Annotated in this window: 2 rRNA genes (1 of these 2 cut by a window edge); both read right to left on the reverse strand. The window is 55.4% G+C overall.

Features of this window, described 5'->3' with window-relative positions:
* Window positions 1–61: 61 nt before the first annotated feature.
* Window positions 62–174 (reverse strand): 5S ribosomal RNA (rrf, locus tag NON22_RS19785).
* 120 nt (window positions 175–294) lie between these two features.
* Window positions 295–2500, reverse strand: a 23S ribosomal RNA gene (locus NON22_RS19790); it runs 668 nt beyond the window's last position.

The following is a 2500-nucleotide window of genomic DNA, read 5'->3' on the forward strand; positions in this document are numbered from 1 at the left end:
TTTCGGACAGATCAAAAGCAAAACGCCATCCCGGAGTGGGATGGCGTTTTGTGGTAAAGGGCCCTGGCAGTGACCTACTCTCGCATGCGGATGCACACTACCATCGGCGCGGGTTCGTTTCACTTCCGAGTTCGAGAAGGGATCGGGTGGTACCAAACCGCTATGGCCGCCAGGGAGACGATGGAGTCGCGCAGTGTTGCGCGGACTCGGCGTTGTGACTTGGGATGTGAACGTAGGTTTGGGACTTGTCTAGCCGGTTGTGTTGTTGAGGCTAGCGAAGCGTCTTGGAGTTATATGATCAAGCCGCACGGGTCATTAGTAGTGGTTAGCTCGGCATTACTGCGATACACACCCACCCTATCAACCAGGTAGTCTACCTGGGCCCTTCAGGGAGCTTGTGCTCCGGGAGGTCTCATCTTGAGGCGCGCTTCCCGCTTAGATGCTTTCAGCGGTTATCGCTTCCGATTATAGCTACCCGGCAGTGCCACTGGCGTGACAACCGGAACACCAGAGAATCGTCCACTCCGGTCCTCTCGTACTAGGAGCAGCCCCTCTCAAACCTCCAACGCCCACGACAGATAGGGACCGAACTGTCTCACGACGTTCTGAACCCAGCTCGCGTACCACTTTAAATGGCGAACAGCCATACCCTTGGGACCGACTACAGCCCCAGGATGTGATGAGCCGACATCGAGGTGCCAAACACCGCCGTCGATATGAACTCTTGGGCGGTATCAGCCTGTTATCCCCGGAGTACCTTTTATCCGTTGAGCGATGGCCCTTCCATACAGAACCACCGGATCACTAAGTCCTACTTTCGTACCTGCTTGATCCGTCGATCTTGCAGTCAAGCACGCTTATGCCTTTGCACACAGTGCGCGATGTCCGACCGCGCTGAGCGTACCTTCGAGCTCCTCCGTTACTCTTTGGGAGGAGACCGCCCCAGTCAAACTACCCACCATACACGGTCCCCGATCCGGATTACGGATCTAGGTTAGAACGTCAAGCACATCAGGGTGGTATTTCAAGGATGGCTCCGCCACAGCTAGCGCCATGGTTTCATAGCCTCCCACCTATCCTACACAGACGAACTCAACGTTCAGTGTAAAGCTATAGTAAAGGTTCACGGGGTCTTTCCGTCTTGCCGCGGGAACGCTGCATCTTCACAGCGATTTCAATTTCACTGAGTCTCGGGTGGAGACAGCGCCGCTGTCGTTACGCCATTCGTGCAGGTCGGAACTTACCCGACAAGGAATTTCGCTACCTTAGGACCGTTATAGTTACGGCCGCCGTTTACTGGGGCTTCGATCAAGAGCTTCGCCTTGCGGCTGACCCCATCAATTAACCTTCCAGCACCGGGCAGGCGTCACACCCTATACGTCCACTTACGTGTTTGCAGAGTGCTGTGTTTTTGATAAACAGTCGCAGCGGCCTGGTCACTGCGGCCCAAGAATGCTCAGCAACGCACGTTGCCACATTCTTGGGCGCACCTTCTCCCGAAGTTACGGTGCTATGTTGCCTAGTTCCTTCACCCGAGTTCTCTCAAGCGCCTTGGGATTCTCACCCTGCCTACCTGTGTCGGATTACGGTACGGTTCAACCGTAGCTGAAGCTTAGAGGATTTTCCTGGAAGCGTGGCCTCAGTGACTTCGCTCAAAGAGCTCGTCTCGGTGCTCGGTGTAAATGAGAGCGGATTTGCCTACCCTCAACACCTACCGCCTTTCCCCGGGACAACCAACGCCCGGTACACCTAGCCTTCTCCGTCCCCCCATCGCACTACGGTTAAGTGCGGGAATATTAACCCGCTTCCCATCGACTACGCATTTCTGCCTCGCCTTAGGGGCCGACTCACCCTGCGCCGATGAACGTTGCGCGAGGAAACCTTGGGCTTTCGGCGGGGAGGCTTTTCACCCCCCTTATCGTTACTCATGTCAGCATTCGCACTTCCGATACCTCCAGCAAGCCTTACGACTCACCTTCACAGGCCTACGGAACGCTCCTCTACCGCGCATTCAAAGAATGCACCCCGAGCTTCGGTACATCGCTTAGCCCCGTTAAATCTTCCGCGCAGGCCGACTCGACCAGTGAGCTATTACGCTTTCTTTAAAGGGTGGCTGCTTCTAAGCCAACCTCCTGGCTGTCTGTGCCTTCCCACATCGTTTTCCACTTAGCGATGATTTTGGGACCTTAGCTGCGGGTCTGGGTTGTTTCCCTTTTCACGACGGACGTTAGCACCCGCCGTGTGTCTCCCATGCTCGCACGTGCTGGTATTCGGAGTTTGCAATGGTTTGGTAAGTCGCAATGACCCCCTAGCCATAACAGTGCTCTACCCCCAGCAGTGATACATGAGGCGCTACCTAAATAGCTTTCGAGGAGAACCAGCTATCTCCGGGTTCGATTAGCTTTTCACTCCTAGCCACAACTCATCCCCTACCTTTGCAACGGGAGTGGGTTCGGGCCTCCAGTCCGTGTTACCGGACCTTCACCCTGGTCATGGCTAG

This window comes from Tahibacter caeni (assembly GCF_024609805.1).
In the GTDB taxonomy this organism is placed as follows: Bacteria; Pseudomonadota; Gammaproteobacteria; order Xanthomonadales; family Rhodanobacteraceae; genus Tahibacter; species Tahibacter caeni.